Annotated in this window: 21 protein-coding genes; 8 read left to right on the top strand and 13 right to left on the bottom strand. The window is 68.4% G+C overall.

From position 1 onward, the window contains the following. Positions 1 to 16: 16 nt before the first annotated feature. The 8 genes from JOD27_RS36530 to JOD27_RS36495 form a co-directional block, all read right to left on the bottom strand. A complete protein-coding gene (locus JOD27_RS36530; protein WP_204766903.1) occupies positions 17 to 1,267 on the bottom strand; it encodes a lysine N(6)-hydroxylase/L-ornithine N(5)-oxygenase family protein in 1,251 nt (416 codons plus the stop codon). 81 nt (positions 1,268 to 1,348) lie between these two features. After that, positions 1,349 to 2,683 (bottom strand): GH1 family beta-glucosidase, encoded by a 1,335-nt coding sequence (locus tag JOD27_RS36525; RefSeq protein WP_204766902.1) that lies wholly within the window; start codon positions 2,681 to 2,683, stop codon positions 1,349 to 1,351. Then, positions 2,676 to 3,632 (bottom strand): ABC transporter ATP-binding protein, encoded by a 957-nt coding sequence (locus JOD27_RS36520; RefSeq protein ID WP_204766901.1) that lies wholly within the window; start codon positions 3,630 to 3,632, stop codon positions 2,676 to 2,678. The genes JOD27_RS36525 and JOD27_RS36520 overlap by 8 nt, the downstream gene beginning before the upstream one ends. Further along, positions 3,629 to 4,447 (bottom strand): ABC transporter permease, encoded by an 819-nt coding sequence (locus JOD27_RS36515; RefSeq protein WP_204766900.1) that lies wholly within the window; start codon positions 4,445 to 4,447, stop codon positions 3,629 to 3,631. The genes JOD27_RS36520 and JOD27_RS36515 overlap by 4 nt, the downstream gene beginning before the upstream one ends. A gap of 2 nt (positions 4,448 to 4,449) precedes the next feature. Next, entirely contained in the window at positions 4,450 to 5,430 is a 981-nt protein-coding gene (locus tag JOD27_RS36510) for an ABC transporter permease (RefSeq protein WP_204766899.1), read from the bottom strand. Next, a complete protein-coding gene (locus tag JOD27_RS36505) occupies positions 5,427 to 6,347 on the bottom strand; it encodes an ABC transporter ATP-binding protein (RefSeq protein WP_204766898.1) in 921 nt (306 codons plus the stop codon). The genes JOD27_RS36510 and JOD27_RS36505 overlap by 4 nt, the downstream gene beginning before the upstream one ends. Further along, positions 6,344 to 7,984 (bottom strand): ABC transporter substrate-binding protein, encoded by a 1,641-nt coding sequence (locus JOD27_RS36500; protein ID WP_204766897.1) that lies wholly within the window; start codon positions 7,982 to 7,984, stop codon positions 6,344 to 6,346. Before JOD27_RS36500 ends, JOD27_RS36505 begins: the two co-directional genes overlap by 4 nt. Positions 7,985 to 8,087: 103 nt before the next feature. Beyond that, positions 8,088 to 9,083 (bottom strand): LacI family DNA-binding transcriptional regulator, encoded by a 996-nt coding sequence (locus tag JOD27_RS36495; protein ID WP_204766896.1) that lies wholly within the window; start codon positions 9,081 to 9,083, stop codon positions 8,088 to 8,090. 284 nt (positions 9,084 to 9,367) lie between these two features. Between JOD27_RS36495 and JOD27_RS36490 the strand changes: the two genes are divergently transcribed. After that, a complete protein-coding gene (locus JOD27_RS36490) occupies positions 9,368 to 9,907 on the top strand; it encodes an MOSC domain-containing protein (RefSeq protein WP_204766895.1) in 540 nt (179 codons plus the stop codon). Positions 9,908 to 10,007: 100 nt separating this feature from the next. On the opposite strand, the gene JOD27_RS36485 is transcribed toward JOD27_RS36490, so the two are convergent. Next, the gene (locus JOD27_RS36485) at positions 10,008 to 10,745 is read right to left on the bottom strand and encodes an alpha/beta fold hydrolase (RefSeq protein ID WP_204766894.1); all 738 of its coding nucleotides are present in this window, start codon (positions 10,743 to 10,745) and stop codon (positions 10,008 to 10,010) included. A gap of 223 nt (positions 10,746 to 10,968) precedes the next feature. Between JOD27_RS36485 and JOD27_RS36480 the strand changes: the two genes are divergently transcribed. The 3 genes from JOD27_RS36480 (at position 10,969) to JOD27_RS36470 (ending at position 13,916) form a co-directional block, all read left to right on the top strand. After that, the gene (locus JOD27_RS36480) at positions 10,969 to 11,868 is read left to right on the top strand and encodes an anti-sigma factor RsbA family regulatory protein (protein WP_204766893.1); all 900 of its coding nucleotides are present in this window, start codon (positions 10,969 to 10,971) and stop codon (positions 11,866 to 11,868) included. Positions 11,869 to 11,929: 61 nt separating this feature from the next. Beyond that, positions 11,930 to 13,228, top strand: a complete 1,299-nt coding sequence (locus JOD27_RS36475) for a wax ester/triacylglycerol synthase family O-acyltransferase (protein ID WP_204766892.1) — start codon at positions 11,930 to 11,932, stop codon at positions 13,226 to 13,228. Between the two features lie 22 nt (positions 13,229 to 13,250). After that, positions 13,251 to 13,916, top strand: coding sequence for an HAD family hydrolase (locus JOD27_RS36470; protein WP_204766891.1), 666 nt, complete (start codon positions 13,251 to 13,253; stop codon positions 13,914 to 13,916). Positions 13,917 to 13,918: 2 nt separating this feature from the next. Here the strand turns inward: JOD27_RS36470 and JOD27_RS36465 are convergent, their stop codons facing one another. The 4 genes from JOD27_RS36465 to JOD27_RS36450 form a co-directional block, all read right to left on the bottom strand. After that, positions 13,919 to 15,199: a serine/threonine-protein kinase gene (locus tag JOD27_RS36465; RefSeq protein WP_204766890.1), complete on the bottom strand. Its 1,281-nt coding sequence runs from the start codon at positions 15,197 to 15,199 to the stop codon at positions 13,919 to 13,921. Between the two features lie 68 nt (positions 15,200 to 15,267). Continuing rightward, positions 15,268 to 16,500, bottom strand: coding sequence for an ATP-grasp domain-containing protein (locus tag JOD27_RS36460; RefSeq protein ID WP_204766889.1), 1,233 nt, complete (start codon positions 16,498 to 16,500; stop codon positions 15,268 to 15,270). Between the two features lie 98 nt (positions 16,501 to 16,598). Beyond that, positions 16,599 to 17,216, bottom strand: a complete 618-nt coding sequence (locus tag JOD27_RS36455; RefSeq protein ID WP_204766888.1) for a ScbR family autoregulator-binding transcription factor — start codon at positions 17,214 to 17,216, stop codon at positions 16,599 to 16,601. Beyond that, positions 17,213 to 17,623 (bottom strand): nuclear transport factor 2 family protein, encoded by a 411-nt coding sequence (locus JOD27_RS36450; RefSeq protein WP_204766887.1) that lies wholly within the window; start codon positions 17,621 to 17,623, stop codon positions 17,213 to 17,215. Before JOD27_RS36450 ends, JOD27_RS36455 begins: the two co-directional genes overlap by 4 nt. 253 nt (positions 17,624 to 17,876) lie before the next feature. Here JOD27_RS36450 and JOD27_RS36445 point away from each other — a divergent pair, with 253 nt between their 5' ends. The 4 genes from JOD27_RS36445 (at position 17,877) to JOD27_RS36430 (ending at position 23,576) form a co-directional block, all read left to right on the top strand. Further along, positions 17,877 to 18,185 carry a helix-turn-helix transcriptional regulator gene (locus JOD27_RS36445; protein ID WP_307830541.1) on the top strand — a complete coding sequence of 103 codons (309 nt, stop codon included), beginning with the start codon at positions 17,877 to 17,879 and terminating at the stop codon, positions 18,183 to 18,185. A 114-nt stretch (positions 18,186 to 18,299) separates the two neighbouring features. Next, a complete protein-coding gene (locus JOD27_RS36440; protein ID WP_307830540.1) occupies positions 18,300 to 18,884 on the top strand; it encodes a lamin tail domain-containing protein in 585 nt (194 codons plus the stop codon). A 128-nt stretch (positions 18,885 to 19,012) separates the two neighbouring features. Continuing rightward, complete coding sequence (locus JOD27_RS36435) at positions 19,013 to 19,648, top strand: lamin tail domain-containing protein (protein ID WP_204766885.1); 636 nt, start codon at positions 19,013 to 19,015, stop codon at positions 19,646 to 19,648. 181 nt (positions 19,649 to 19,829) lie between these two features. Further along, the gene (locus tag JOD27_RS36430) at positions 19,830 to 23,576 is read left to right on the top strand and encodes a S8 family serine peptidase (RefSeq protein WP_307830539.1); all 3,747 of its coding nucleotides are present in this window, start codon (positions 19,830 to 19,832) and stop codon (positions 23,574 to 23,576) included. Positions 23,577 to 23,578 lie beyond the last annotated feature (2 nt).

Here is a 23,578-nt window from a genome sequence, read left to right as displayed (position 1 = left end):
CTTCAGTCCTCTCCTTCTAACCCACGCGTGCCGCGAGTTCCGGCACCGGTGCAGTCCGCGGCCTGCGCAGCACGGAGTCGAGAATCTCGCCGACCCGCACCGCCGTGTTCGAGAGCAGCGACGACGTGATGCCGTGGGTGTGCTCGGTGCCGCCCTGCAGGTAGATCCCGCCGCGGATCTCGTCGTTCGTGACCACGCGGTAGTCGCGCGTGACCTTCAGCCGGCCGCGCTCGTCGCGTTCGCAGTGGTCCGCGAGATCACCGAGCAGCCTCACCGGGTTCGCCGGCCGGTACCCGGTCGCGTACACGATGACGTCCGCGTCGACAGGCAGCCGCGTGCCGTTCGCGAGCGACTCGATCACGCACTTGCCGTCGGCGTTCACGTCGGTGAGCCGTGAGGTGTTGTGCAGCGACAACCTCTGCCTGCCGACGACCTTCTCCCGGTAGACCCGCCGGTACAGCTCTTCGATCAGGTCGTGGTCGACCACGCCGTAGTTGGTGTTGGCGTGGTAGCCCATCAGGCGCTGCTTGACGTCCTCGGGCGCCCGGTAGAACTCGTCGACCGCCTCGGGATCGAAGATGCGGTTCGCGAACGAACTGTCGTCGGCGGGGCTGTAGCCGTAGCGCGCGAACACCCCGTGGACCTCGGCCTCGGGGAACCGGTCGTGGAAGAACGCCACGGCCTCTGCCGCGCTCTGGCCCGCGCCCACGACGACGACGTGCCGCGGTGCCCGCAGGGTCTCGACCTTGTGCAGCAGGTCCCGGTTGTGCCAGATCCGCTCGCCCGCCTCGACGCCGTCCGGCAGGCACGCCTCCAGCCCGGTCGCCAGCACCACGTTGCGCGCGCTGACCAGCTCGTCGCCGACGGTGATCTCGAACCCGTCGCCGCCGGTGCGGATGTCCGTGACCTCGGCGCCGTACGACACGTGGTGTGCGACCCGTTCCGCCGCCCACTCGAAGTAGTCGTGGAACTCCTTGCGCAGCGGGAAGAGGTTCTTGTGGTTGACGAAGTCGGCCAACCGGCCGCAGTCGCGCAGGTAGCACAGGAAGCTGTAGCTGCTCGTGGGGTTGCGCAGAGTGACCAGGTCCTTGAGGAAGGACACCTGCATGGTGGCGTCCTCCAGCAGCATCCCCCGGTGCCAGCCGAACCTCGGCTGCCTCTCGAAGAAGCGCGCCCGGACGGGCCGCGCGTGTTCTTCCACCGCGATCGCGAGAGCGAGGTTGGACGGGCCGAAACCGATTCCGGCCAGGTCTAACACCGGGTTCATCGCGATCCTCCTGCACCCTGGGCGCCTAAAGTAACCCTAACTTAACTAAGGCATACCTTAGCTAGTGCGTTCGGGCGTGATCTACGCCGCCGGCGGGCGACTTGACCGGATCAGGTCGCGGAACCACTGCGCGCTCTGCTTCAGCGTGCGCTGCTGGGTCTCGTAGTCGACGCGGACGATGCCGAACCGCTTCTCGTACCCGTACCCCCACTCGAAGTTGTCCATCAACGACCAGGCGAAATACCCGCGCACGTCCGCACCGGCCCGCACGGCCTCCGCCACCGCCGCGATGTGCGCGGCCAGGTAGGCGACCCGGTCGAGGTCCACGACGAACCCGTCCTCGTCGGCGGCGTCGTCGAACGCGGCGCCGTTCTCGGTGATCACCATCGGCACGCCGTAGTCCTGGTGCAGCCGGACGAGCAGCTGCGTGAGGCCGGACGGCACGATCTCCCAGCCCATCGCGGTCACCGGCCTGCCCTGCGGCACCACCTCGGGTGCGGCCGGGTTGTCCGCCGCCTTGAAGACGTGGGAGGTGTAGTAGTTGACGCCCAGGACGTCCAGGGGCGTCGAGATGATCTCCAGGTCGCCGGAGCGGGCCGGGATCTCCGCCCCGCGCGCGGCGATGTCGACCAGCACGTCCTCCGGATAACTCCCGTGCACCAGCGGGTCCAGGTAGATCCGGGTGCCCAGGCCGTCGGCGCGCCTGGCCGCGTCCACGTCGCGCGGGTCGTCGGAAGCGGGCGTGGCGACGCCCATGTTCAGCGTGATGCCGAGCGACCCGACGCCGCGCGAGCGCAGTTCCTGGGACGCCAGGCCGTGAGCCAGCAGCAGGTGGTGGACGGCGCGCATGGCCTCGGCGAAGTTCTTGCGGCCCGGCGCGTGGCGGCCCGTGTCGTAGCCGAGCATCGCCGAGCACCGCGGCTCGTTCAGCGTCGTCCACGTCGGCACGCGGTCGCCCAGCGCGTCGTGGACCAGGCCCGCGAAGTCGGCGAAGCGGTAGGCGGTGTCGCGGTGTGGCCAGCCGCCCGCGTCCTCCAGCTCCTGCGGCAAATCCCAGTGGTAGAGCGTCAGCCAGGGGTCGACGCCCTTCTCCAGCAGCTCGTCGACGAGCCGGGAGTAGAAGCCGACGCCCTTGGGGTTCACCGGGCCGCGGCCGCCCGGCTGGATGCGCGGCCACGACACGGAGAAGCGGTACTTGTCGACGCCCAGGCGCGCGATCATCGCCACGTCGGCGGGCATGCGGTGGTAGTGGTCACAGGCGATGTCGCCGGTCTCGCCGTTCGCCACCGCGCCGGGACGACGGCTGAACGTGTCCCAAATGGACAGTGTGCGGCCGTCCTCGTCGTGTGCGCCCTCGATCTGGTACGCCGACGTGGCGACGCCCCAGAAGAAGTCGGCCGGCAATCCCTCAGACATGCGCTTCCTCCCACCAGCACGCCACTCGGCGGCGTTCCTCGACGGAATCCAGCGACGGCATCCGCTCGCCGCACACGTCCATCGCCTGCGGGCACCGCGGGTGGAACGGGCAGCCCGTGGGCATCGAGCGCAGGTCCGGTGGCGAGCCGGGGATGCCGCGCAGCTCGCGGCGAGGACCGCGCAACGCCGGGAAGGAGCCCAGCAGGCCCTGGCTGTACGGGTGCTTGGCGGCGCGGTAGATCTCCGCCGCCGGCGCCTCCTCCACCACGCGGCCGCCGTACATGATCGCGACGCGGTCGGAGAACTCGACCAGCAACGAGATGTCGTGGGTGATGAAGATGACCGAGAAGCCGAGCGTCTCGCGCAGCCTCATCATCTGGCCGAGGATCTGCCGCTGCACCACCACGTCGAGCGCCGTCGTGGGCTCGTCCATGATCACGATCTCGGGTTCCAGCGCGAGGGCCATCGCGATCATCACGCGCTGCCGCATGCCGCCGGAGAGCTGGTGCGGGTACGCCGAGAGCCGGTCGATCGGGATGCCGACGAGCGACAGGAGCTCACGGCCTCGGTCGGCCCGTTCCCGCCGGGTCAGCGCTGGCCGGTGCGTCCGCAGCACGTCGTCGATCTGCGCGCCGACCGAGATGACCGGGTTGAGCGCGTTCATCGCGCCCTGGAACACGATCGCGATCTCGCTCCAGCGCAGCACCTGGAGCTGTTTCTCGGTCAACGCCAGCAGGTCGTGGCCCTTGAACCGCACCTCACCGGATGGCACCCGTCCCGGTGGTTGCAGCAGGCGTGTCGCGGCATAGGCCAAAGTGGACTTGCCGCTGCCGCTCTCCCCCGCGAGGCCGAGGACTTCTCCGGCCCCAAGTGTGAGGGAAACGTTGTGCACGGCTCGCAGCGAGCCGTAGTCGACCGAGAGGTCGCGGATCTCCAGCACCGGGCTCATGCGCGCACCTTCCGCAGCCGGGGATTCGCGTACTCGTCGATCCCGAAGTTGATCAGCGCCAGCGCCGTGCCCAGCAACGCGATGCACAGGCCGGCGGGGACGAACCACCACCACGCGCCCTGGCCGAGCGCCTGGTTGCTCTGCGCCCAGAACAGGATCGTGCCCCAGTTCCAGGTCGACAGCGATACGACACCGACGAACGACAGCGTGATCTGCAGCATCACCGCGAAGATCACCGTGCCGACGAACCCTGACGCGATCACCGCCATCAGGTTCGGCAGCACCTCGAACACGATGATCCGCCAGGTGCGCTCACCGGACGCCCGTGCGGCCTCCACGAAGTCGCGGCGCCGCAACGACAACGTTTGCGCACGCAGCACCCGCGCACCCCACGCCCACGCGGTGAGGCTGATCACCGCCGCGATCAGCACGGTGTCCGCGGAAGGCAGCATCGACGCGACGATGATGATCAGCGGCAGCGCCGGGATCACCAGGAAGACGTTCGACAGCGCGGACAACGCCTCGTCGGCCGCGCCACCGAGGAACCCGGCGGTCACACCGACCACAATGGACAGAACTGTGGCAAGCACACCGCAGACGAGCCCGACGACCATGACTCCCCTGGTGCCCACGAGCACCTGCGAGAAGATGTCCTGCCCGGTCATCGTCGTGCCGAACCAGTGCGCGCCCGACGGCGGTGACAACAGGTCGTCGCTCATCGCGGACGGATCGTAGGGCGCGATCCAGTCGCCGATCACCCCGATGACCGTGAAGAAGGACAGGATGCCCAGGCCCAGCTTGGTTTTGACGTTCATCTTCAGCCCTCCCGCCGAGTGCGCGGGTCCAGCAACAGGTAGCCGACGTCGGCGAGCAGGTTCGCCACCAGCACCGCCAGCGTGATCACCAGGAACACGCCCTGCATCAACGGATAGTCCTTCGCGCCGATGCCCTGGAACAGCACGTAACCCAGGCCCGGATACGAGAACACCATCTCCACCAGCAGCGCACCGCCGACGATGAAGCCCAGCGACAGCGCGAAACCGGAGATCGACGGCAGCACGGCGTTGCGCGCGGCGTAGGCGAACATGATCCGTTTTTCCGACAGTCCCTTGGCCCGCGCGACCAGCACGTAGTCCTCCGCGGTGACGGTCACCATCATGTTGCGCATGCCGAGGATCCAGCCGGCCACCGAGCTCACGACGATCGTGATGCCCGGCAGCACGGCGTGCTCCAGGACGCTGCCGACGAACTCGCCCGACCACTCCGGCACCAGGCCCGCCGCGTACCCACCGGACGCCGGCAGCAGCGGGAAGGTCACGGAGAACACCGAGATCACGATCAGCCCGAGCCAGAAGTACGGGATCGACGACAGGAACGTCGTCACCGGGATCAGCGTGTCCATCCACGAACCGCGCTTCCAGCCCGCGTAGACGCCGATGAGCGTGCCCAGCAGGAACGCGATGATCGTCGTGACGCCGATCAGGCCGAGCGTCCACGGCAGCGACTGCGAGAGCACGTCGGCGACCGGCGTCGGGAAGAACGTGAACGACAGGCCGAGGTCACCGCGCAGCAGCGCACCCCAGTAGTCGACGTACTGCTCCCAGATCGACTTCTTCTCGTCCAGCCCGAACAGGATGTACAGCGACGCCATCGCGTCACTGTTGAGCCGCCCGCCGAGCTTGGTGATCATCGCCTGCACCGGGTCGCCCGGCAGCAGGCGCGGCAACAGGAAGTTCGCCGTGATCGCCGCCCAGAGCGTGATCAGGTAGAACGATGCTCGGCGCAGCAGGAAGGTCATGCGGCCGCCTCCACATAGAGCCAGCACGCCGCCCAGTGGCCGTCGCCGACATCCTTGCGGGGTGGTGCGTCCGCCCAGCAGCGGGCCTGGACCTTCGGGCAGCGCGCCGCGAACTGACAGCCCGCCGACACCGCGGCCACCTCCTCGACCGGTGCATCCAGCGCGACCACCGACCGTTCCGGATCGGGCGCGGACTCGATCAGCAGCTGCGTGTACGGGTGCGCCGGCTGCTGCGTCACGGACTCGCTGTCGCCGCCCTCGACGATCTGCCCGCCGTACATCACGAACGTCTCGTCGGCGAAGTAGCGCGCCGAAGCGATGTCGTGCGTGATGTACAGGACGGCGAGCCTGAGCCGTTCCTTCAGGTCCAGCAACAGGTTCAGCACGCCGAGCCGGATCGACACATCCAACATGGACACCGGCTCGTCCGCGAGCAGCACCTCGGGGTGCGCCGCAAGCGCTCGCGCGATGGCGACGCGCTGCCGTTGACCACCCGAGAGTTCGTGCGGGTAGCGGCTCAGGAAGTCCGCGGGCAGCTGCACCCGTTCCATGAGCTCCTCTGGTGTCTCCGGCCGCTTGTGGATCTTCAGCGGCCGGGTCAGGTGGTAGCGGATCGTGTGGATCGGGTTGAGCGATGCGAACGGGTCCTGGAACACCATCTGGACCTTGCGCCGGTACTCCCGGACCCGTCGCACCTTCCCGCCGTCCAGCAGGATCTCCCCCTCGGTGGGCTCCACCAGCCTCGCCAGCAGCTTCGCCACCGTCGACTTGCCCGACCCGGACTCGCCGACGAGAGCGGTGACGCGCCCGCGGCGCAGGACGAGGGAGACGTCCTGCACCGCGCGCACGCGCTGGTAGGTCTTGACCAGACCCTTCGCTTCCAGCACCGCCTCGAGATCAGGGACGGATTGGCTCATGACGCCGGCTTCAGCTTCATGACGATCTGCAGCGCGTTGGGCAGGGTGGCCTGCGGCGGACCGTACGGGTCCTCTTCCGACGGCCAGCCGACCCAGCTCTTCGTGCTGTACTCGGCACCGATCGGGCCGGCGGAGGTCGGGATCATCGGCACCTGCTCGACCATGATCTTCTGCAGCGCCGCGAGGCTCTTCGCGCGGGTCGCGTCGTCGGCGGCGTTCGCGTACTCGGCCAGCGCGGCCGTGGCCTCGGCGTTGTTGTAACGGCCGAAGTTCACCGCCGCGGTCTGCCCGATCGGCTTGATCTCCGCGCCGTCCATGATGTTCTGGTACATCTCGTACGGCGTGGCACCGGTGTTCGTCCAGCGCAACGAACCCTGGAACGCGCCGTTCGCGAAGTCGGTCGTCCACGCGTCCGCGGTCTGCGTGCGCACGGTCGCCTCGATGCCGATCTTCTTCAGGTCGCTGGAGATGATGTCCAGCACCGTCAGGTAGTCCGACCAGCCGGACGGGTTCGTGAGCTCGATCGTCACCGGCTTGCCACCGGGCGCCTTGAGCACGCCACCGTCCACAGTGAACCCTGCCGTGGTCAGCTTCCGCCTGGCCCTGTCGACGCTGACCTCGAACCGCGCGGACTTGTACTCCGGCGCGAGGAACGACTCACCGGCGGGCAACGGCAGACCGGTCGGCGACTCGAGCTTCGGGAACAGCCGCGCCTCACCGCGCACGAAGATCGCCTCGCGGTCGATCACGTCGCTCATCGCGGCCCGCAGCGCGGCGTTGTCGAACGGCGCGACGGTCGTGTTCAGCCACAGGCCGTGGATGCCGAGGCCGGCGGGGAACCACAGCTTGTGGTTCTTCGGGTCCTTGTCGACGTAGAGCTTCTGGTAGTCCGGGATGAACACGTACGACCACTGGCTCGCGCCCGACGCCAGCGCGGTGGTCTGCGCCGTGTTGTCGTTGTACGAGGTGTACTGGATCTCCGACACCTTCGGCGGTTCCTGCCAGTACTCGCTGCGCCTGGTGACCGTGACGGTCTGCGAGGTGAACGACTTCACCTGGTACGGGCCGGTGCCGACCGGGTTGGGGTTCGTGTAGGTCGTGGGGTCGGCGACGGTGCTCCAGACGTGCTGGGGCACGACCATCGCGCTGATCACCTTGTTGCGGTTCACGAACTGCGGCGAGGCGAACGTGACCTCGACCTTGCCGTCCGGTGTCGCCGTCGCGCTCTCGACCTTGAGCGAGTCGCGGTTGTTGAGCGCGGGCCACTTCTTCAGGATCTCGTACGAGAAGGCGACGTCGGCGGCCGTGAGCGGCTTGCCGTCGGACCACTTCACGTTCTCCCGGATCGTGAAGGTGACCTTCTTGTAGTTGTCCGCCCAGTCCCACTTCGTCGCGAGCCACGGCACCGGGTCCTGCGCGGGCCGCGTGTTGTTCACGAACGCGAGGGGCTCGTAGATCACGTAGCGGTAGCCGAGCGAACCCGCCGCCGACGTGGGCAGGAACGGGTTGTGGTTCTCGGTCAGCGGCCCGTTGGGCATGCCCACGGTCAGCACCCCGGAAGCCTTGGTGGCGCCACCGGAGGAGCAACCCGTCGCCGCGAGCGCCAGTGCCAACGCGACGATGACTGTTCTGCGCATGGGGGAATCTCCCGACACGACGGTGCGTGAGAGCGCTCTCCCACGCGTACGGCGAACTAGCCGGACCGCACGCGGCCCGGCCGGCTCGTTCAGTTGTGGTGGGTCAGGGCGCGGATTCGCGCACGATCAACGAGGTGGGCAGCACCAGCGGGTGATCGGGCATCGGCTGCCCCTCGAGCGTGGAGAGCAGCATCCGCGCGGCGGCGGCGCCCATCTCCTGCAGCGGCTGGCGGATCGTCGTCAGCCGGGGTTCGGTGTGTCCGGCGACCGGCACGTCGTCGAAACCGACCACGGACACGTCGTCGGGGACGGACCGGCCTGCCTCGCGCAGTGCCCTGAGCACGCCGACCGCGGAGAGGTCGTTGTGCGCGAACACCGCGTCGAACGGGACGCCACTCGCGATGAGCTTGTCGACGGCGACCTCACCGCCTTCCGTGGTGAAGTCGCCGTCGACCACGAGGTCCGGGTGCAGCGTCAGACCCGCTTCCGCCAAGGCGAGCCGGAACCCGTCCAGCCTCGCCTGAGTGCACCCGAAGTGCGGCGGCCCGGTGACGACGGCGAACCTGCGGCGCCCGGCCGCGACGAGATGCCGCGCGACGTCGGCGCCTCCCTGCCGATTCGTCGTCGTCACCGAAGGAAACTCCGGGTGCGAGCCGCGATCGTCGATCATCACGACCGGCAGTCCCGCCCGGTAGAGCGTGGAGATGTAGTGCAGGGCATCCGGCGGCTCGACGACCAGCAGCCCGTCGAAAGCGTTGGCGGACACGTGGTTCGCGAACTGGTTCAGCGACTCGGGCCCGCGGTTCAACGTGTAGAGCAACAACCCGTACCCGTCGGCCTCGAGCGTGTCGACGACCCCTTGCATGACCTCACCCATCCACGGCCAGGTCAGGCTTGGCGCCAACATGCCGACCGTGCGGGTCCGCCCGCGCGCCAGCCCCACGGCACGCGCACTCGGCACGTACCCGATCTCGTCGATGACCTTGCGAACGCGCTGCGCGGTGCCGGCGTCCACGTCCGGCTTGCCGTTCAGCACACGTGACACGGTCGCTTTGGACACCTGGGCGCGTTGGGCGACCTCCGCGATCGTGACACGCATGCCGAACTTCCTTCCGCCGCCTCTGAAACCGGTTTCGGTACCGGTTCCGACGAGGTGTGACGGAGTCAACAGCCTGACGTGAGTATTAGTCAAGACTCTTTCCGGAGGTTCGTGGGAGCGTTTCCACGGCTTGCTACGTCCTCCCAGCTCAACGCTGATCAACGCGGCAGAATTGAGACACCTTGATCGAGTCCGACTTCCCTGTTCCGCACGACCGAACGGAGTAGCCGGTGAAGCGAATGGCCGTGCGTCGGGCGCCTTCGTGATCGTGCAGAATCTGAGGCATGGGGGTTGTCACGGCAGTCAGCCGCAGCGCGGAGTACACGTTCACCAAGCCGGTCCAGACGAGCATCACGCTGCTCGAAGGGCTCGGGGTCGAGGGCGACGTTCATCAGGGTGTGACGGTCAAGCACCGGTCCAGGGTCCGGCAGGATCCGACGCAGCCGAACCTGCGCCAGGTGCACTTGATGCACGCCGAACTGTTCGACGAGTTGCGGGAGAAGGGATTCTCGATCGCTCCCGGAGAGATCGGGGAGAACGTCACCACTCGGGGGATCGATCTGCTCGGACTGCCGACCGGGACGCGGCTGCACCTCGGGCCTGAGGCCGTGGTCGAGGTGACCGGGCTGCGGAACCCGTGTGTGCAGATCGAGAACTTCTCAGCCGGGTTGCTCAAGGAGGTTGTGAGCAAGGGGGCTGATGGGGAGCTGATTCGGCGGGCCGGGATCATGTCGATCGTGCTGGTGGGCGGCGTGGTGCGGCCTGGGGATGAGATTCGGGTGGAGTTGCCGGCGGAACCGCATCGGCCGCTCGAGAAGGTGTGACGGGGCGGCGTTGACCTGTGCCGGGTCCACGAGTCGGGTCTTTTCATCGCCGCTTCGCGACGATGAAAAGACCCAAGCTCGGTGAAGCGGCCCGAGCCGATCAGTCGTTGCCGAAATGATCGTCGAGGATCACCGAGATCGTCCGCGGCGCCTCGACGACGGCCAGGTGTGCCGCGTCGCCGACTATGTAGAGCTCCGAGTCGGGTAGTTCGTCGGCGATCTGGCGGGCGCACTCGGGCGGCGTGGTGTGATCCTGGGCGGCGGCGATCACGACGGTCGGGACGTCGATCTTCTCCAGGGCAGGGCGCAGGTCCGTGTCGCGGATCGCCTCGGCGCACGCGATGTAGGAAGGAACGTCGACCTTCAGGAGTTCGGAGCGGAAGTGCGCCACGACGGCCGGGGAGAACGACGGTGTGAACCACCGCGCGACGATCGTGTCGGCGACGGGGGCCATGCCGAAGGAGCGCAGGATTTCGATGCGTTCGTCCCAATCGGACTTGTCCTGGTGCCAGGCCGTGGTGCACGCCAGGGCCAGGCGGGAGATGCGGTCGGTGTGGGCTGCCAGCCACATGCCGATCATGCCGCCGAGGGAGACGCCGCAGTAGTACGCCTGACGCAGTTCGAGGTGGTCGAGCAGGTCCACGACGTCGGCGGCGAGCGATTCGATCGTGCAGGGGCCCGACGCGGGCGCGGTTGAGCCGTGGCCCCGGTGGTCGAAGCGCAGCAGGCGGAACGGGAGGGCGAGGTCGCGCCACAGTTCGGTGGTCGTGCCCAGTGCGTTGGCCAGCACCAGCACCGGTGCGTCGTCCGGGCCGGTCAGCGTGTGATGCGGGATCACCGGAAGGTCACCTCCCTCGCTCAGGGTGCGAGTCTGCAGTGTGTTTTCCCAGGCCGCACTCCGAATCCACCTCGAATTGGCGCCCGGCGGGAGCGTGATGCGGCGCCAGATCACGGAATCGCTTCGCGACGTGCAACAAACCATCGGCCTGGCCCCCGCCGTAACACCGTTACGGGGAGCAGAATGAACCCTTGTTCTTGCCACCGATATCACCGGGGAGCCGATGAACTCCGTTGCTCCGTTCGCGCACGAGGCCCTGTTCTACCGGGACGAGGACGACTTCCTCGCAGGCACGGCCAGATTTGTCGCGGATGGAGTGAGCAACGGTGAGCCCGTGCTGGTGGCCGTGCCGGAGCCGAGCATCGCTCTGCTGCGCGGGCGGCTCGGGGGTCAGGCCGACCAGGTGCACTTCATCGACATGACCGAGGCCGGGCGCAACCCCGGGCGGATCATTCCCGGTGTGCTGATGGCGTTCAGCGCCAGTGCGTCGCGGCAACGGGTTCGCATGGTGGGCGAGCCGATGTGGCCTGGGCGCAGCGAGCTCGAGTACCCGGCGTGCGTGCAGTACGAGGCGTTGATCAACACGGCGTTCGAGGGGCGCAAGGGGACGTTGCTGTGCCCGTACGACGCGGGTGCGCTGCCGGGGCACGTGCTGGCGGACGCCAAGCGCACGCATCCGGTCCTGATCGACGGCGCCAGACGCGTGGCGAGCGAGTGGTACACCGATCCCGCCGGGCTCGCCGACATCTACAACGTGCCGTTGCCGCCGCCGCCCAAGTCCGCCGAGGAGCACGTGTTCTCCGTCGGCACGCTCGCGCACATGCGCAAGGTCGTGACGGCGTACGCGAGCTGGCTGCGCCGGGAGCAGGTCGAGGATCTGGTGCTCGCGGTGAACGAACTGGCGACGAACAGCATCCTGCACGCGTCGGGGCGCGGAGTGCTGCGGATGTGGCGCGAGGGCGACACGGCCGTGTGCGAGGTGAGCGACGCCGGCACGGGTTTCCCGCCGTCGTTCACCGGGTTGTCGGGGTTCGGGATCGTGATGGTCAACCTGTTGTGTGACCTGGTTCGCACCCACACGAGTCACACCGGCACCACCGTTCGGGTGTACTTGGGGCGGTAATGGGTCGCCGCCATCTCATAGAAATGCGCACGTCACGCGAACCTGGTTGCCTTGCACAGCTATGACAGACCACCTCTCTCCCCTCGACATCGCTTTCCTCGCGATGGAGGGCAACAGCAATCCGCTGCACCTCGGCGCGGTGGCGACCTTCACACCGGCCACGCCGGTGCATCCGGCTCGCGTCGCCGCCGTGTTGTGCGAGCGCGCGCAGGAGATTCCGCGGCTGCGCCAACGTGCCCGCACGTCGTTGCTGGGCGGCGCGCGCTGGGTGGAGGATCCCGGCTTCGCGCCTGAGGATCACGTCTTCACGCACCACGTGCGCGGCCGGGAACGGTTCGCCACCCTGGTGTCGCACATCATGGCCCAGCCGCTCGACCTCGCGCGACCGCCGTGGGAACTGCACGTCGTCACCGGTCTCTCCGGTGGGCGGTTCGCCGTCGTCGCCAAGCTGCACCACGCGTTGTGCGACGGCATGAAGGCGGTTGGCCTGGGGCTTCAGCTGTTCGACGCGTCCCGGCTGTCCATTCCGGACACTCCGCGCGAATCGTCTAAATCGATCATCCCGTCGATCCCGTCGCTGCGTGGGATCAAGGACACCTTCGACATCGCCTCCTCGGTGCTGATGAACACCCGCCCGCCGACGCTGAACTCGCCGGTGCTCACCGCGTCGACCCGGCCTCGCCGCGTGGTGATGTCGCGTCTGGATCTCGTGGACGTGCACCGCATTCGGCGCGCGCATGGCGGCACGGTGAACGACGTGTTGCTCGCCCTCGTCACGGGTGCGTTGCGGCACTGGCTTTCCGCGCACGGCAGCGCCACCCCGTCGTCGGTCGTGCGGGCGCTGATTCCGGTTAACCAGCGCTCACGCTCCGGTGACGCCGGAGCCGGCAACCAGATCTCCGGGTTCCTCGTGTCGCTGCCGGTCGGTGAGCCGGACCCGGTGGAGCGCCTTCGTTGTGTCCGTGAGCAGATGGAGTCGGCCAAGGCCGCGGGACCCGATCGCGGCGCGGGCGCGTTGCCGTTGCTCGCCGACAAGGTGCCGCCGCTGGTGCACCGCCTGGCCGCTCCCGTCGCCGCCCGGTGCGCGCCGCTGCTGTTCGACACGCTGGTGACGTCGGTGCCACTGCCGTCGGTGCCGCTGTCGCTGGACGGCGCCGCGCTGTGCGAGCTGTACCCGATCGCGCCGGTCGCCCCCGGCCACGCGGTGGGTGTCGCGCTGTCGGTGTACCGGTCCTCTGTGCACGTCTGCCTGCACACCAACCAGGCGTGGATGTCCGACGCGCAGTGGCTCGACGGTGTGCTGCGCCGCGAGATCGCGTCCCTTCAGGACGCCCGCGAGCTGGTGGGTTTGCCGAGGTAGGACGCCGGGCAAACCCTCTGCCATGAGCAACACCGTGGTCCTCGACGTGGACGGCACGCTGGTCGACACCAACTACCACCACACGGTGGCGTGGCTGCGCGCGTTCCGGAGCGTCGACGTCACCGTGCCCGCGTGGAAGGTGCACCGCTCGATCGGCATGGGCGGCGACCGGCTGGTGGCGGCCGTGGCGGGCGACCAGGTGGAACGGGACCACGGCGACGCGGTGCGCGACGCGTGGGAACGCTGCTTCGACGAGATGATCGACGAGATCCAGCCGATCGAGGGCGCGCACCGGCTGATCCGCGCCGCCACGGAACTGGGACTGGCCGTGGTGCTCGCGAGCTCCGGCAAGCGCAAGCACGTCGAGCACTACCTGAAGCTGATCGACCCCGGCGACGTCGTGTGGACCTCCGCCGACGACGTCGACGACTCGAAGCCGGCGCCGGACCTGATCCAGGTGGCGCTGCGCCGGGTCGAGGGCTCCCGCGCGGTCGTCATCGGCGACTCGGTGTGGGACTGCGAGGCCGCGGGACGTGCGGGACTGCCGTCGATCGGGCTGCTCACCGGCGGGTTCGGCGAGGACGAGCTGGTCGACCGAGGGGCGTCCGCGGTGTACTCGGACCTGGACACGCTGCGCGCCGAGCTGGCGGACCTGCCGTTCGCCGAGTTCGAGGAACCGAAGGCCTGACGTCAGGGCCTGGGCGTGTCGGACTTCTTGGTCGGCTTGCCCGGCTCCCGGTCCTTCGTCGGCTGGACCGGGTCCTTGGGCGGCTCCTGAGTGGGCGACGAGCCGGAAGAACCCGGAGTGTTCGACGAAGTCGGCGGGTTCGCCGAAGTCGGCGTGCTGCTCGGCGACGTGCTGCCCGCGCTCGAGCTTCCCCGCTGCGGCGCACCGGGCACGTCCGGCGTCTGTACCACCGTCACCGTGGACGGCCCCACCGTGATCACGCGGGTGGACGGCCCCGGCAACGGGTGCTCGTCCGCCGCGGGCGCTTCTCCCCCGCCGCCACCGAGGTTCGCCACCGCGACAGCCACCGCCGCCACCGCCACCGCAGCCGCACCCGTGATCGCCAAACGCTTGCCCTTGCGCGGCCTGGGCACCTCCGCCGGATCAGGGGACACCGCGGCGTCCGGTAGCAACGCCGGGAGTCCACGGCTCGCCTCGTAGGCAGCCGACAGCGACCGGGAGCACTGGGCGGCGGTCGGCCGGCGTGCCGGCTCCATGTCCGTCATCGCGGACAACAGCGACACCCACGCCAACGGCAGGTCGATCGGAATCCTCGGCGGCCTCGCCAGCCGGGCGAGCGCGGCCTCGGCATCGCCACCGGGGTACTCGGACCGGCCGGTCAGGCATTCCAGCAGCACCAGCCCGAGCGAGTACACGTCGGCCTCAGGCCCGACGTCCGACCCGCGCACCTGTTCCGGCGCCAGGTAGCCCGCGGTGCCGACCAGCACCCCGGACGTCGTCACACGGGTGACCTCCGGCACCAGCGCCAGCCCGAAGTCCGCCAGGTAGGCCTGCTTCTCCTCGTCGTCGAGCAGGATGTTCGAGGGCTTGATGTCGCGGTGCACGACGCCGAGGCCGTGCACGTGGTCCAGCACCGCGGCGATCTGCCCGCCGATCCGCGCCACGAACCGGGGCGGCAGCGGTTCGCGCATGCGTTGCCGCAGGGTGCCGCCGGTGATCTCGCGCATCACGAAGTACGGGCGGCGCGACACGGAGCCCGACGCGTACACCGGGATGAGGCCGGGGCACTCGAGCGACGCCAGCATCGTGGCCTCGCGCTCCAGGCGCAGCTCGTCGTCGGGCAGGCCGGGGCCGGTGAAGACCTTGATCGCGACCGAGGACGTGGTCGCGCGGTCGTACGCGCGGTAGACCTCGGCCATGCCACCGGAACCGAGCAACGAACCGACGACGAAGCGGTTGTCGATCACCGCACCCGTCAGGTCGCCGTCCCAGGGTTCGCTCATCGGCCTCCGCTCGTCCGAAGCAACCTAACGGGTCGCGTGGAATTCCGGCTACCCGGCCATCCTGAAGATCAAACTACGATCAGCCCCGCCTCGATTTCTCGCACGAGAGCCTCGTCGCGTTTCAGCTGCGCGAGATCGGTCGTCGCGAGGACGACATAACCGAGCGAAGTCCACAGGTCCTCGGTACGCGGGACGGTCGAGCCCTCGCGATACGGCAGAACGGCGCGCTGGAAGCTCGGCAGCAACGACTCCAGCTCGTCGAACCGCGCCGCGTTGCCGAGCTCACCGGCCGCGGGCGAGGACAGGTACACCGACTTCACGTGCTGGTGCTGCGTGTACCGGCCGACCGTCGTGTCGCCATCCAGTCGGTGGCGGACCATTCGGGTGATCTGACTCTCCCGGACGCCGAGGAACGTCAGCTCCTGCTGCTCCGCACCGGCGAGCCGGGCGCCGATCTCGATCAGCCGCGGGCCGTCGGGAGTGATCATCACCTCCACGTGCGCCGGGCCGTTGCGCACGCCGGTCGCGTCCAGCACCCGGCACACGTACTCGAACAGCTCGTCCACGACCGGATCGTCGGCGGGGACCAGCGTGTTGGACAGGTAGATGCCGAGCCGGTCGCCACGGCACTCCTTGGCGTAGCGCCAGACCGCGGCGAGGCCGTGCCGGCCGTCGATCGAGTAGCTGTCGACCTCGTACTCGGTGCCGACCGCGAGCTCCTGCACGAGCACGCGGTCGTTGCGGAGGTTCAGCTTGTTGACACTGCCGAGGATCCGGTCGAACTTGGCCGGCCAGTCGTCACCCGGCTGGGCGACGAACACGTCGTCGGTGCCGCCGCTCTCCTGCGGCTTCAGCACGATCGGCGCGTCCTCGAGACCCTCGCGGCGCAGCCACGCCGCGACCTCTCCGGCGTTGTCGGAGCTGATCTGGCGCAGGTGCGGGACGTCCGCGGTCCGCAGCGCCACGGCCATCTGCCACTTGTCGCGCCGCGCGGACGACAGCGTCAGCACGTTCGAGCGGCCCGGCACGATCAGCTCGGACAACGCCTCCGCCGTCTCGACACCGGTCTCGGTGCCCGGCACGACGGCGATCGGCTCGTGGACGGAGAGCTTCGCGGCCAGCACGTCGAGGTCGCCGAGGACGTGGACCTCGCGGTAGTTCTCCGGGATCCACGTCCTGGCGAGCCCTGCGGGTGGTTCGGGGGTGGTCAGCACCGCGATCGCTTCGACGCCACGCTCGGCGAACGCGGGCGCGATGCCCTTGCCGGCCGAGTACGGATCCACCACGACGATGCTCGCCACCGCTGCTCCTCCAAGATCGTAAAGGTATTTACCGAACGAGGAGCACAACCGCAGGGGCGTGACCAGCCATTCCTGTCTCGATTGGGTCGAGACGACCGTCACTCGAAACGCAGTGTTTCGCGAACGGAAGCTGTCACCAGGCAGCCAGAAGAGGCTCGCCACCACCGGGCGAGCCGCGCGCGCAGGTCCGTTCCACCGCTCAACGCCTGAGCCACGAGCTGCAGCCCGAGCAGCTCCGCGACGATCTGCTCCGCCGCGTGCCGCACGTTCACGCCTTCACGCAGCTCACCGTTGTCCCGCGCCTGGGACAGCAGGTCGCGCACGACGGCGATCCAGCCGACGACCTGGGCGGCGGCCGCGACGTCGAAGAACACCGCCTCCCGCAACAGCTTCGAGCTCACCCGCACGGTGAGATCGGTGTCGAGCCTGCGGACGAACTCGAACGACATCGAGATCAGCGCCTGCGCCGGCGACTCCTCCTTGGCGAGCTGTTCGTCGCGCAACCGGTGCCACAGCAACGACTGCTCCTCGATGATCGCGACGCCGAGCGCCTCCTTCGAGCGGAAGTGGCAATAAAGCGCGCCTTTCGACACTTCGGCGCGCGCACATACGGCGGTGAGACTGGATCCCGCGAAGCCCTCGCGGTCGAACACCTCGGCAGCGGCACGCAGGAGCTTCGCCCGCGTGCGCGTCGATCTCTCGCGTTTGACGCTCATGCCTCTGTCCGCGCGGCACCGGTCGCGACGGCGACGGCCAACGTGTCGGGCATCTGCCAGTACTGCTCGATCTCACCAAGGTGCACCGAGAGCACGGCGGCGAACCGGGCGTCCGCCTGCTCACCGGTGGCGAGCACCCGCCAGCGCGCCCAGCCGACCACGGCGGCGTCACCTCCGTCGACGATCACCTGGCGCACCGAGAGCTGCTCCAGGCCGAACGTGGCGAACAGGGTCAGGAACTGGGACTCGACCTCGCGGCGGGTACGCGGGCCTGGTGCCCATCGGGCGCCGTTCGGGTCGGGCGCCTCCCATTCCACGGTCGGCGCGCACAACCGCGCGATGCCCGGTGCGTCCTGTGCCGCCAGTCGCGCCAGGAACACCTGCACCACTTCGACCGTCGAGAGCATTTTCCCTACCTTCTCATCTCGGTCATTGCTGCGGCAACGATCCCGGCGCACTCACACTAGCGAGCCGCTCGAAATGTGAGAACACACCCCCCGATGGCCCAGCTGTGTTTACCCCAAACATCCGATCGGACGATTCCAGTGGTACCTGAACTTTCAACGACCGCCGGTATCACCACTTTGCACGGACCGAACTCTGAAGCTATCGGGCAGGGTGGTTGTTGCACCCGCCATCACACCGAAACGGAGCAGAACCGTGCTCAAGGCAGTCCATCAAGCCCACGAGCACCAGGACACCCCGCCGATTACCGCCTTGATTCCACAGGCGCGGCGGGAGCAGGGCCTCACCCAGCGCGAACTCGCGGACCTGTTGTGCGAGATCTCACAAAACGACAGCGTCACTCGTGAAGAAGTGTCGAGATGGGAACGCGGCAAACGCATTCCCGGCCCCTACTGGCGTGCCTGGATCAGCGCGGCGCTGGATGTGCCGCACGCCGAGGTCGATCGGGCCGCGGTGATCGAACGGGAATCTCGCAGGACGCGCAACGAGGACCACTCCCACTAGCGGAGTGCGGGCAGACGGCAGGGGTCTGCCCGCCCGCGGAAAAGAGGGAGGGCGGCGTCACGGTGCCACTCGTACAGGGCACGCAACGACGCCGCCCTTCCCCACAAGTCCCAGGTGGTAAGGACCTTTGGCCCCCTGTGCCCTCGCGCACAGGGGGCCAAACTCCGTAATGTGGCCCCCTTAGTGAACACAGTTGGAACGTTGCTGTTACTCGCCGGAAGCTCGTTCGGCAGCACCCCAGGGGTATCTCCTGTGAAAGTGAACGAGATCGCACTGGGGACGAGCGGATTCGTCGAACTGCGCAACACCGGCTCCACCACCACAGACGTCGGAGGATGGACGATCCAGGCGTGCACCGGGCGGACCCCGAGAATCCTCGCCACCATCCCACCCAACAGCGTGCTGCCACCGGGTGAATACTTCGTGATAGTTGGGAGCACGTTCAGCGGAACGATCCCTAACGGTCTCGTAGTGGACAGTGTGGTCGGTACCGGAGTAATCGCCCGAAACCGGTACGGCGCACACGCCGACAGCGTCGGACTCAGCTCCCCGTCCCCGTGCAGCGAAGACGGCGCAGCAAGGCCCTGTGCCGATTCAGCGCTGGGCCGCGATGGCGAGTCCCGCGACACCGACCACAACTCGATCGACTTCACCTGCCAGATTCCGTCTCCTGGCGAAAACAATCTGAAACCTATCTGAAATGGCCCCTTTCTAGCCCGAACGAATGCGAGCAAAGTCAGTCCTGGCGGCAAGAATGGCCGTTCCTCCGGCCAGATGTGCCGCCTGCGAGAAATACCCCGAATTCACTTCTCGAAGGGACAAAGACAATGCGTCGTCTGCTGGGCGGAGCCGCTTCGCTCGCATTCGCGGGCCTGATCGCGTTCTCGGGTCTGGCGACTGCCGCCGAGGAGCCCGAGGCGCCCGAGGTCACGCAGCTTCCGTCAGTGCTGATCAACGAGGTCTCCACGATGGGCCCGAACGGCCCGCTCGACGAGGCCATCGAGATCGTCAACCTCTCGAGCGAGCAGGTCCAGCTGACCAACTGGGTCGTCAAGATCTACAACCAGCGCAACGAGGTCATCCAGACCATCCCGCTGTCCGATGCCACTGGTCAGCCGCTCACGCTGGCTCCGGCCAACAACGTCGGCAGCACGCTGGTGCTGACGGGCGCGGAGTTCTCCGGGACGACCTCGACGCCGAACGTTCTCCCCGTGCGTTTCCTCGGTGAGGAGGGCATCCCGACCCTCGGCGGTGTCGCGATCTTCGGCAGTATGACCCCGAACGCCTTCAAGATCGACGGTGTCGCGTTCTCCGCTCCCGTGACCGCGGCGAAGGAAGGCGTGCACGCGCAGCCCGAGAACCAGCGCACCGCGCAGCTCGCGGGTTCGAACACGCGCAACCTGCTGAACCAGGACACCAACAACAACCAGCGCGACTTCTCGCTGCAGGAGCGCACTTTCTGATCAACTCGCTCTGATCATCGAGCAGGTGCACTCGAGTGCCCGGGCCGCCACCCCTCGGCGTCCCGGGCACGTCGGTGCGTGGCGCGAAGTCGCCAACGGCGACTAACCGCCGCTTCCTGCTGTTTCCCAACGATTTCCGGCCCCTCATCCTGCTGTGACCTGATCACCGTGGGAGGGCGCCGTGATTCGACACGTTCTGGCACTTGCCATCGCCGCCGCGACGCTGGGTGCGCCGCCCGCGTCCGCCGCTCCACCGTCACCACCACCGCAGACATCCGAGGCCTCGCACCGGATCACGCTCATCACCGGTGACGTCGTCGACTACACCGAACGCTCGGACGGACGGAAGGTCGCGCAGATCCACGCCGCGCCACGAGACGGCGAGCAACCGATCTTCCACACGATGACGACGGCGGAAGGACTGCACGTCTACCCGTCGGACGCGCTCGGAGCCGTCACGTCGGGCACCGTCGAACGAACCCTCTTCAACGTCACCGAACTCGTGCGCACCGGCCAGTCCGACGACCACACGACCACGGTCCCGGTCCTGATGACCGGTGGTTTCTCGGCGAACGCGCACACCCGCATCGGCAGCCTCGACGCGTCTGGGATCCGGGTCGAGAAGACGAAGGCGCACGAGTTCTGGCGTTCCTTGGACATGAGCGCGAAGTCGGGCGTCCACGTGAAGTACGACCGGCCGGTCCACATCACGCTCGACCAGACCACCAGGCAGATCGGTGCTCCCGCCGCCTGGAGCGCGGGCTTCGACGGTCGTGACGTCACCGTCGCCGTCGTGGACACCGGCATCGACGCGAACCACCCCGACGTCGCAGGGAAGATCACCGCGGCGGAGAACTTCTCCGACGAGCCGGACGTCGTCGACCGGCACGGTCACGGCACCCACGTCGCCTCGACCATCGCGGGCACCGGCCAGGGTTCGGCCGGCAAGTACAAAGGTGTAGCCCCGGCGGCGAAACTGGTGATCGCCAAGGTGTTCAACGGTGCCGGCGAGGCCGACACGTCCCAGGTGCTCGCGGGCATCGAGTGGGCGGCCCGCTCCGGCGCGAGGATCGTCAACCTCAGTCTGGGCGGCGAGGTCACCGACGGCACGGACGAGCTGAGCACGCTGGTCGACAGGCTGTCCGCCGAGACCGGCGTGCTGTTCGTGGTGGCGGCGGGCAACAACGGCCCGGCAGGCCGCTCGGTCACCGCCCCTGGTGCCGCCACCTCGGCGCTCACCGTCGGCGCGGTCGACCGCCAGAACAAGCTCGCCCCGTTCAGCAGCACCGGACCACGCATCGGCGACGCGCTGGCGAAGCCCGAGATCAACGCGCCCGGTGTCGGTGTCGTGGCGGCGAGGGCGGCGGGCACGAACATGGGCGCTCCCGTGAGCGACACCTACACCGCAGCGTCGGGCACGTCGATGGCCACTCCGCACGTCGCGGGCGCGGCCGCGCTGCTCGCCCAGCAGCACCCGGACTGGACCGCGCAGACGTTGAAGAACGCACTCGTCACGAGCGCGGCCGACATCGGAATGCCGTGGTACGAACAGGGAGCAGGACGGCTCGACGTGGCCAGGGCGATCAAGCAGGGCGTCACCGCCACCGCGTCGGCGAGCTTCGGCCGCTACGACCGTGGCGCACGCGGCGTGCTGACCAGGGAACTCCAGTACGTCAACGACTCGGCCACCCCGCTCACCCTCGACCTCACCCCGGCCATCAAGGGCTGGGACGGGAAGTCGACGACCGGGTTCAAGCTCAGCACCACAACACTCACCGTTCCGGCCAACGGCAAGGCATCGGCCGTGCTGACCCTCGATCCCGAGGTCGGCGCCGCCGGCGTGTACGGCGGCGTCGTCACGGCCACCGCGACCGGAGTCAGTCTGCGCACGCCCGTCAGCGTTTACGAGGCACCGCAGACGTTCCCGGTGTCGGTGCACGTGCGTGACACCGCCGGGCGCCCACCGGCACCGGCGATGGGTCAGCTGATCGACGACTCCAACGGCGGCGATGACGTCAACGACCCGTTCGACGAGATCGTCAGCTACTACTTCGAGGTCGTCAACGGCGAAGGCGTCGCGAACGTGCCGAGCGGCCGCTATTCCGCGATCTCGTGGGCGACCGAGAACACGGCCGGTGTGCGCCGCTGGTCCGCCCTCGCCGCGCCGGAGCTCACCGTCACGGGTGCTTCCGAGGTCTCGCTCGACGGGCAGAAGACGGTTCCGATCGAGGTCGTGCCACCCGGTCCTGCCGAACTGCGCGACCGCACCGTGACGATGCGCCGCGCACTGCCCGCGGACGGCGAGAAGCAACCGTTGATCATCGAGACGGCCGCCGTCCTCGGCACGGCACCGTGGGAAATCCGCGCCACTCCCGCCGTCGCGGCGAAGAAAGGCGCGATCTCGTTGCAGGACAACGTGACCCTGCAGACCTCGACGGTCACCGCGACGACAGGTGGCAGGACGCTGGGCACAGACGGCGACGTGGCAGTGCTGTCCGCGAAGTGGGCGGGTGACCGCGACCTGACCGTCGGCGGCGACACGGCACTCGTGAAGATCAAGCCCGACACCCCGGCCAACATGGTGAAGGCGGCGAACACCGCCGCGACCGCGGCGGCACAGGCGGGCAAGAAGGCGATCCTGTCCTATGTGGACTTACCTGGCGCGCTCGCGCTCACCGGGCTGTCCAGCGCGGCGCTGCCGGCCTTGGGCGTCAGCAACACCGACGGCGAGTTCCTCGCCAGGCAGACGGCGCTGAAGCTCAGCATCAGGCACGGCCCCGAGGCCGTGTTCAACCTGAGTTACCTCGACGCCAACGGAATTCCGGCCGACCACCGCAGGACCGTCGACCCGGCGAAGCTCGTCAAGCGCCAAACCTCGTACCACGCCGACAAACCCGGTCTGACCGTGCAGAAGACGTGGTACCCGTTCCCGACCGGCCTGTGGCAGTCGATGATCCTGCGCGGCACCACGTTCACCCCGCCCGCCGCGTGGACCGAGTACATCGGGCCCGGCGACGACAGGATCGTGTGGAAGCGGCACGTGACGCTGAGCGGCCTCGACGCCAGGGGCCAGCGCGCCGCCATGACCATGTTCCAGGAGAACGTGTTCCGCGAGGGCGCCGCACCCGCCACCGAGCGGTGGTTCGCCGGACCGATGCACAGCACGGCGATCGAGCTGCAGTCCGACCACCCGGCCCGCTACCCGGCCGCGGGCGGCGCGTGGCGGCAGCTGTGCTCGAACTGCCGGGCCGGCGACACGTTCGTCCCGGCGCTGCAGTGGACCGACGGCACGCCCGGCCACTACACGAACCCTTACCAGAACAGCAAGTTCTTCACGACGACCAAGGTCAGGCTGTTCCGCGGCGACACGGAGATCCCCTCCAGCCAGGAACCGCTGGCGTTCTACCCGACGTTCCAGATGGTCCCGGAGAAGGCCTCCTACCGCCTCGAAACCGTTGAGACGCAGGCACCGGGAGCGGTGGCGGGTGCGATCAACCCGGTGCTGTTCACGCTCGCCCCGCGCACCGAGACCACCTGGACCTTCCAGTCCTTCCGCTCGCAGAACCCGCCTCCGCTCGGCTACTCGTGCCACGGCGGCCAGGCGACGTGCCAGTTCCAGCCGCTCATCCGGCTCCGCCACGACCTGCCGCTCGACCTCATGAACTCCGCACCGGCAGGCAAACCGTTCGTCTACCACGTCCGCGCGTCCTCCACCGGCGCACCCGTGACGCTGGTGAAGGTGCAGTGGTCGGCGGACGACGGCAAGACGTGGCGGCAGGCGGCGGTCGAGCCGAGCGGCGACCGCTGGCAGGTCACCGTCGACAACCCCAGCGGCGACGTCTGGCTGCGCACCGAGGCCAGGGACGGCGCGGGGAACACGGTCACGCAGACGATGCAGAAGGCGTTCCGGACTCACTCCGGCGGTTAGGC

This window comes from Lentzea nigeriaca (assembly GCF_016907955.1).
Lineage (GTDB): Bacteria > Actinomycetota > Actinomycetes > Mycobacteriales > Pseudonocardiaceae > Lentzea > Lentzea nigeriaca.
This window is presented reverse-complemented; position numbering and strand designations above follow the sequence as displayed.